This window comes from Methanosphaera sp. A6, assembly GCF_001729395.1.
Classification (GTDB): Archaea; Methanobacteriota; Methanobacteria; order Methanobacteriales; family Methanobacteriaceae; genus Methanosphaera; species Methanosphaera stadtmanae.
This window is the reverse complement of sequence record NZ_MAIF01000126.1, coordinates 1-9005: the sequence shown is the minus strand read 5'-3', so window position 1 is coordinate 9005 and position 9005 is coordinate 1. Positions and strand designations below refer to the sequence as shown.

General features: G+C 26.3%; 4 protein-coding genes. 1 reads left to right on the top strand and 3 read right to left on the bottom strand.

Annotated features, from left to right (window positions below):
* Positions 1-47 precede the first annotated feature (47 nt).
* On the bottom strand, positions 48-1073 hold the full coding sequence (locus A9758_RS05030) for an adenylosuccinate synthetase (RefSeq protein WP_011406573.1): 1026 nt from the start codon (positions 1071-1073) through the stop codon (positions 48-50).
* A 332-nt stretch (positions 1074-1405) separates the two neighbouring features.
* Here A9758_RS05030 and A9758_RS05025 point away from each other — a divergent pair, with 332 nt between their 5' ends.
* Positions 1406-1882, top strand: coding sequence for a GNAT family N-acetyltransferase (locus A9758_RS05025; RefSeq protein ID WP_011406572.1), 477 nt, complete (start codon positions 1406-1408; stop codon positions 1880-1882).
* A gap of 12 nt (positions 1883-1894) precedes the next feature.
* Here A9758_RS05025 and A9758_RS05020 read toward each other — a convergent pair whose 3' ends face one another.
* Positions 1895-4441, bottom strand: coding sequence for a U32 family peptidase (locus tag A9758_RS05020; protein ID WP_011406571.1), 2547 nt, complete (start codon positions 4439-4441; stop codon positions 1895-1897).
* A 321-nt stretch (positions 4442-4762) separates the two neighbouring features.
* Complete coding sequence (locus tag A9758_RS05015) at positions 4763-8698, bottom strand: Ig-like domain-containing protein (protein ID WP_011406570.1); 3936 nt, start codon at positions 8696-8698, stop codon at positions 4763-4765.
* Between the last annotated feature and the right edge of the window lie 307 nt (positions 8699-9005).

The following is a 9005-nucleotide window of genomic DNA, read 5'->3' as shown; positions in this document are numbered from 1 at the left end:
AAAATTAATATTAATAAAATATTTTTTTTAAAAAAAAGTAAAGGAGATTAATTTAATTTTTCATTTCTTAAATCAATTGTATCTGCAAGATCAGGACCTGTGGATATGATAGTAATTGGAACACCAACATTTTCTTCAATATCTTCAATATAATCTCTAGCTTCCTGTGATAAATCTTCATATTTATTTACTTTAGCACATTCTGGATATAATCTATCAATACATGTTAGAGCTATTTGTGTAGCACCATTTATCATACATGATCTTTTTGCAAAGTCTTTATCAAATAATCCTACTCTTCTTTTACGACCTGTTACTACACCATATTCTTCTATTCCCATTTTTTCAGCTTCTTCTGGTGAAATTTCTGTTGGGAATGGTCCTTCACCTACTCTTGTAATGTATGACTTAAATATTACTATTACTTCATCTACTTTTGTTGGTCCTACACCTACATCTGCTGCCGCAGTACTTGCACATGTATCTTTACTTGTTACATAGGGGTATGTTCCATAGTATAATGATAATCCAAATCCTTGTGATCCTTCAATAAATACATCTTTACCTTCATCAATTGCCTTGTTTATTTCTGAAGGTACATCTGTAATGTATTTTTCTAGTTCTGGTACATCTTTTGCATAGTCTATTGTCCTGTTTATTCTATCTGCATTTGCAGGTCCACATCCACTTCCAGTTGTTCCTATTTTTTTAGATAAATATGCTGAATCTTTATCCTGTTTTGTGTGTTTGTCTGTGATTATTGCACAGTTTGCGTCCATGAATGTTCTACCTTCAACTGCATATTTGCTAAGGTATTCTAATTCGTGTTCAAATACTTCTGGATTTACTAAAACTCCAGCACCAATTAATAATCTTGCTTCTTTATTGAAAAAACCTGATGGTGTTAATCTTAAACCGTATTTTTCACCATTAAATTCTACTGAGTGTCCAGCATTTGGACCTACTCCTGCTCTAGCAATAATTTCAGGTTTATCTTGGGTACAAAAGTATGTTATACATTTTCCTTTACCTTCGTCACCCCATTGTCCACCAACTAATATGGTACATGTCATGAATTGTATCTCCTTTTAAATAATAATTTCCAATACTTCCTGTTTTTATAGTGGAAGTATTACTTTGATTTTATAAAATTTTTTTTATAAAGTCTTTTACTCTAATTTTTATCTTTTGGATTAAATAAAAACTTTTCTATATTAACAATTTTGATTTATTTTTTTTTATTAGTTTTCAAATATTTTAATTATTTTTAATAATATGGTCTATTATTTAAACTTTGATTTAAATTAATGTTAATTTTATATATTATTTTTAATATAATTATTATTTAAGTATTATATTTGGAGGTTTTTGATAATATTCATTCTCAAAAATAAAAACAAGAATTATGAAAAACATTCTAGAAAAATATCATTATAAAAAAATAACACAAGAGCGAGAATTTAATCTATTACAAACAAGACACAATTCATTATCTAAAATGTTAACTAAATCTATTGCATCTGAAATAGAAGAAGTTGGAAGTGAGACATATATAATAGTATATAATTATGATATTATTGGATTTTTCACAATAAAAGTATCTGCTTTTGAAGATATGGATAATTTTAAAATAAAATCATTAAAATTAGTGTGTATATATATTTATAAAGATTATAGATCACACGGAATCGCTTCTTCTGTTTTAAAAGATATTATAGTGTCTATAAGACGAGATAGACCACAATATAAATATCTAATAGTAAATTCATTCATAGACACAATACCTTTCTTTATAAATAAGGGATTTGATTTCTATAAAAAATCCACTATCCTTAATTTTAATAAAAGAAATGTTATTTTATTATATAAAAAAATAGTATAGAAATAGAGAGATTTACTTTCTATTATTTCTAATTTTCCTTTTACTTTTTTTATCTTCTAATATTCTTGAATTTAGGAAGTTTCCTTTATTTAATTTTGAATAGGAAATATTGTCTATACTTTCAGAATACTTTCTTTTAGGATTATTCTCTCTTAGTCTTTGAATATACAATGAAATTACTTTGGAGGTGTATTTTTCCTTTGTAAATCTACAATCAAGAGTAATATTTTCAATACCCATTTGCTTAATCTTATCAATTTCATCAATTAAACATAACATGTCATTGTTAAAGAAGTGACTTTGTTTATTATAATCAAAGTATATCTTAAATTTAGCCTTATTTGCCTTATCATCTAATACAACATACTCATCAGTTTTAATATCCAAATCAAAGTTTCCATTAAGATTTGTGAAATCATCTTTAGATACCATGATTTCCTGATTTCCTTGAACTATCAATTCAAGTTTAGTATTGTATTGTTTTGATTTTCTAAGAAGTTGACTAATTTCTTCTTCTGATAATTCACTTGAAATTGTTGCACCTTTAAAGTTATTTTTATTAAGCATTGCAACACTGTAGTTGTTCCATATGTTAAGGTTATGTGCTCCATAAACATTAGTATCTGGGAATATACGTGTAAGTGATGGTGAATCACCCATTATTGAAAGTTTTATTCCATCATTTTTAAGATTTGAATATATTTTCACTATTTTTTCTAAATCTTCATCTGATGTAAATGCAGATAATACCCATACAAGTTCCTTATCCACAGTAATTGAAGAAGCTTCTCTTAATATATCTTCAATATTATCAAAATATTCTTTTTTATTATCATAGATAAATGATGCATCAAAGTATATTCTATTTAATGGATTTCTATTTGCGATAGTTAGTAAATCTATGTTATCAACATATACATTAAGTCCAACATAATTAGCAGGTTTTATACCATGTTCATTATTTTTACAGTCTTTGGTGTATTTCTTGATATTTTTACGTATTTCCTCTGATTTATTTTTATTTGGAATATAATATTCTAATAATTTTTCAGAAGCCTTATCCAATACTTTTCTTCGTATCTTATTTAACTTACCAATAGGCATAAACACATTTTCAGGTAAATTAGTTACACGAACATTATTGGCAATAAATGGAGTTTCACCAGATTTAGACATTTGTTCAATGATAAGATCATTAGTTAATGGTTTATTAATAGCCTCAACAAGTTCACTATTGGATTTATAACCAAAACTAATAACATCACTATTGACTTTGAAACTAACATTTACAGTTAAATTCATATTCTTATTAACTGAAATATCAAATGATATTGGAATATGTGGCTTTATCTGCTCTTTCTTATATTTTTTCTGTTTATCATGAAGTGCCTTAGAATAACTTATATATACCTCAGATCCAACACGAATATCACGTGTAGTTTTTATAAGAATATGATTCTCATCTTGTTTAACAATAGTATCAAGATAAATACCACGTATATGATTGTTATGCTTAAATCCTATACCATCACCATTTTGAAGTGTTGGATGGTTTTTATTTTCAAATTCAATATCTACTTCTTCACCTTCAATAGATTTGATTTTACCTAAGTATAATCCTTGATGGAATGAACTTTCTCTTCCCATAACTTCTCCTGGAGTATCATGTAAAATATATCCATTAGTATAATATCTATTAAATGTTAAATCTAAATCCTTCTCTAATTTAGCTGCAATTTCTGTAGTATCATTATTCATATTATCAATCATGGTTCTATATGCATTTACAACAGTAGCAACATAATCCTCAGACTTTAATCTTCCTTCAATCTTCAATGACATAATTCCTGCATCAGAAATTGATTTAACATCTTTATATGTGGCAAGATCATGGGTAGATATTAAACATCCATGGCTTATACTATGATTATTGTATCTAAGTTTATAATTAGATCTACATGGCTGAGCACATGCACCTCTATTAGCACTTCTTCCAGAGATAAATGAAGACATATAACAGTCACCAGAAATACAATAACAAAGAGATCCATGACCAAAAACTTCTAAATCAAGATCTATTTTATCTTTTTCTAATTTATCTGAAATAGTTTTTATTTCATCAATTTCCATCTCACGTGGTAAAATAACTCTACTGACTCCCTCATCCTTAGCCCATAGAAGACTAGTATAATCACGTAGAGTCATTTGAGTAGATGAATGTATTTCCATGTCTGGAATGAATTTATGAATTAAATATACAAGACCAATATCTTGAACAATAACTGCATCTACACCTATACGATATAAGAATTGAACATATTTAAGAACATCCAAAATCTCTTTTGTATTAAACAATGTATTTACAGTAACATGTATTGATGATCCATTTAAATGAGCATATTCTACTGCTTTTTCCAGTTCTTCTGATGTAAAATTATGAGCAAAAGCTCTAGCACCATATCTATGTCCTGCAATATACACTGCATCAGCTCCTGCATTAATAGCAACAACGAGAATATCATAAGAACCTGCAGGTGCTAATAATTCTGTTAAAACCATTTTAATATTAACCTCTAAAGTATTTGTTTGTTATAAAAAGAAAATTTAAAATTAGTTATTCTAAAACTTCAATATAATATATACATCTATTTTTAATGATATACAAATATTATCTTTTATTAAAAAAAGTTACATAAAACACTGATGAATTTATTTATAAAAAAATATTGATTAAAAATATTGGCTAGAATTAAATATCATGATTTAAATCTATCTTATTCAAGTTTTTACATAAAAAAATAGCTCTAAATTAGATTTAACAATTGAAAAAGAGTATTAAACCTGTATTAATAGTTTATTATAAAAAAAGGTAGTGAAGAGTTAGGTCTTCACTATATATTCTTTTTTTGGATTTATATTGTATTGTTTTACTGTTTTTATTGTATTATCTGAATTTTGTGTTGTATTTGTATTATTACTTGCTTTAATAATAGTTAGGGTAGAATTTGCTTCTGCTCTGTTATATACATTATTAGCAAATACTGCTGTTAATTTGTATTCTTTTGCTTTGAAATTACTTGGTATGTTGTATTTTACAACTGCAGTACCATTTATTACATTTGTATATATGATTTGTCCATCTGTGTCTTTTAGTGTTTTACCATTGAGTTTAAGTATTACACATCCTGTATTTACTAATGTATCTGCATCAGCATCAACTACTTTCACTTTTATTTCAACATCACTTCCTGCTTCTGGTTGTGGTATGTCCTCAAATGAAACTACTGCATCACGTTTTGTAATAATTAATGTTGAATTATTTGTTCTAGCTGATTCATAATATGATTTTCCACCATATACTGCAGTTATATTGTATGTTTTTGGTTTCATTGAGAGTGTTGTTGTAATTTTAGCAGTACCATTTGTTACATATGCAAAGATTATGTTTCCATCTGTGTCTTTCAATGTTTTTCCATTGATTTTTACAATTACTTTTCCACCATTTACATCATTTCCAAATTCATCAATAACTCCAACCACTATTGTTGTTGTATCATTGTATTTTGTTGTGATGTTATTTAGGATAATGGATGTTTTAAGACTTTCTACACTTACAATGTTACTTGTATTTGTAGCTATATATACATCACTTCCTATATATATGAGATTTATATTGTATAATCCCATGTTTTTAGTTGTATAGTTGTATGTTATATTTCCATTAGCATCTGTTTGTAGTGTTGTTATAGTTTTACCATTGATTTTTAGAATTATATCTTTGTTAATTAGTATATTATCATTAGAATCTTTTAATGTTGCATTTATTGTAATGTTTTGTAGTGCTTTAACAGTATTAGGGATATTTGTTGTTATTTTTGTATTTAGTTTTGTTACAGTTATTGGTATTGATTCTTCAGCACTAGTGTATCTTGATGTGCCAAGATAACTTACTGTTATGTTATATGTTCCTGCTTGTTTTAGTGTGTAGTTATAGTTAACTATACCATTAACAACATTGGTATTGACAGTATCATTACCAATTTTTATTATAACAGAACCATCAAGTAAATCATCGTTTTCATCTTTTATAGTAGCTTTTATTGTAATAGTTTCGCCCACATATTTTGTTTCAATAGGATCTACTGTTATATGTACATCTAATTGACGTGCATTTATGGTTTTAGTTATACTATTTTGTGTAAATGCTGAAGTTTCATCTACATATCTAAATGTTACTTCTTCTTTTTTATTTACTGCAGTGTATTTATATGTAGCACTACCATTAACTACTGCTATTGTATCAATTAATACATTATTTTGATATACTTCAATTACTCCAGTATTTATGGTTGTGTTATATTTGTCCTCAGCTTTTATATTGATTATTATATCTAATTTATCATCTATAATCATGATTTCTGGTATCTCTGAGGTAGTTATTGTGGTTGTTATGTTGGTATTTGAGTAGGTGTTATTGGTTATATTACTATTTTTAAATTCTACAGCATTTGTGGAATTGGTGATTGTTGAATTAGATAATGTTAATGTATCTTCAGTGTATATTGCTCCACCATAATGTGCTTTGTTGTTTGTAAATGTGGAATTATTTATTGTAACATTTTCAGATGCATATATTGCTCCACCATGAGAGTTAGTTGTATTTAATACTGTGTTGTTTTCAAATAATGTATTTTCTATGTTTAAAATATTAGTATTTGTTATTCCTCCATAGATAGCTCCACCTCTACCATATGCTGAGTTATTTGTAAATGTGGAATTAAGTATTGTACAATTTACTCCATAATCATAGTTAATTGCTCCACCAGTAGAATCTGTTTTATCACTTCTTAATGTTGTAGCATTATTATTTGTATAGGTTGTATTTATTAGTGTAACATTTGCAGTAATAAAGTATGTTGCACCACAAAGACCAGAATTATTTCTAATATTACAATTTATAATTGTGGTATTTTTTAAGTTATCATTTATTAGGCCATAATTACTTATTGAAAATGCTGCTCCATATCTTGATGATGAATTTATAAATGTGGAATTTGAAATTAATACATTATTTAATGTATTTTCAATACATATTGCTCCACCATCTCCACCAGTATTTTCTGTTGAATATACTGAATTATTTGTGAATGTAGAGTTATTTAATATGAATTCTGTATTTTTTGTGTATATTGCTCCACCTTGGCCAGTGTTGTGTTTTTGTGTTGTTACTCTGTTTTCTATAAATGTTGAATCATGTATTTCTACTTTGTTATTTTCTGTACAATTGTTTGCTATTGCTCCTCCTTTATTTACTGCAGTGTTATTTGTGAATGTTGTGTTTTCTATTGTCATATTTGCTATGTTTATTATTGCTCCTCCATTTACTGCAGTGTTATTTATGAATTTAGAGTTTAGTATTGTTGCATTAACTAATGTATCTATTGCTCCTCCAAAGGATTTAGTTTTATTTAGGAGATAATTTCCTTCAAATAATGTGTTATTTACAATTAATCTATTACCTTCAAAAATTCCTCCACTTATTGCACCTCCACGTCCTACTGCAGAGTTGTTTGTAAATACTGAGTTGTTTATGTTACATATTGCATTGTAATCAAAACATATTGCTCCACCCATTGAGTTTTGTTTATCACTTCTAAGGTATGTTGCACTGTTATTGTTAAATGTTGTTCCTTCTATATTTACTGTTGTGTTTAGGAAGTATGTTGCTCCATGTAATCCTTCATTATCTGTGAAGTTACAGTTAGTTATTGTTACTTCTGCTAATTTATCACAACTTGAATGATAATTATTTACAAGTATTGCTGCACCGTATCTTGAAACACTTTTTGTGAAGTTAGAGTTAGTTATTGTTATTGGATTTGCTGTATCTTCAATACATATTGCTCCTCCATTTCCACCATTTGTTTCTGTTACTGCTGCTGTATTATTTATAAATTTTGTATTAGTAACAGTTAAGCTACTGAGTTTTGTGTATATTGCTCCACCTTCTCCTTCACCATTTTTAGGTGTTGTAGCAGTGTTATTCATAAATAATGAATTTTCTATATTTATATATGTATTATCTGTACCATTATTACAGATTACTCCACCATAATTTACTACAGAGTTATTGTCAAATGTTGAATAGCTAATATATAGATTTCCTTTATTGTATATTACTCCACCATTTTTAGCTTTGTTGTTTGTTGCTGTTGTGTTCTCTAGTATTAAATCTGTATTAATATCTGTTGTTATTGCACTATCTGTACTATTTACTAGTATTATGTTTTTAAGTGTTACTTTTGCATTATTTGTTATAGTAAATATACCTTTATTATTTTTAGCATTTATTGTATATCCATTTCCATTTAATATGAATGTTTTATTTATTATTATCGTGTTATCTGTGTCAGTTTTAGTATAGTTATGTGTTAATGTTAATGTGTTTTCTGTTTCATCAATTTGTTTTTGAAGATTTTTAAATGAATTGTCTTGAATATCTTCTTTTTTTATACTTTTAATTTCTTTATTCTTATGAGTATTTTCTAAAGTGTTATTTTTAACTTTAACAACTTTATTATTTACTTCAGTTAGGTTATTTTTAATTTTAGATTGAGGTTTCTCTTTTATACTACTTAAACTATTATCATTAGTTTGTAATGCACTATCTTTTGTTAGAGTAGTACTCATGTCTTGTGGTTCTACTTTACTAGATAGTGTGGTGTTGGTATCTTTAGCTGTTACTGATCCAACACTTAAAACTATGAGTAATATAAACAAGAATCCAATTAAAAGATTTTTGTTATTTATTTTCATATAATCACTTTTTATTCATTTAACTAATTTTTTTTTATTAAAAAAAAATTAATACTTAATAAATATGTTATTCATTATAATTAGCTGATGTTTATCTAATTTCAGTTAATTATATTATATTATATTTTAATAGTTATTTAAAAATTATTATTTTTATCTATTTTTTTACTTATCATATATTTAATAAATTATATTTTCAAATAAATCCTATAATATATGGCGTGTTTAAGATAATACTAGTTTTTAGAGGGATTATAGATTTTTCATGTTTTTTATTTTATTTTAAATTTTTAAAAAAAAATTTAAA

Bases quoted from the DNA above. Each gene is read 5' to 3' on its own strand.
- A9758_RS05025 (WP_011406572.1), top strand. From the start codon at position 1,406: ATGAAAAACATTCTAGAAAAATATCATTATAAAAAAATAACACAAGAG.
- A9758_RS05015 (WP_011406570.1), bottom strand. From the start codon at position 8,698: ATGAAAATAAATAACAAAAATCTTTTAATTGGATTCTTGTTTATATTA.
- A9758_RS05030 (WP_011406573.1), bottom strand. From the start codon at position 1,073: ATGACATGTACCATATTAGTTGGTGGACAATGGGGTGACGAAGGTAAA.
- A9758_RS05020 (WP_011406571.1), bottom strand. From the start codon at position 4,441: ATGGTTTTAACAGAATTATTAGCACCTGCAGGTTCTTATGATATTCTC.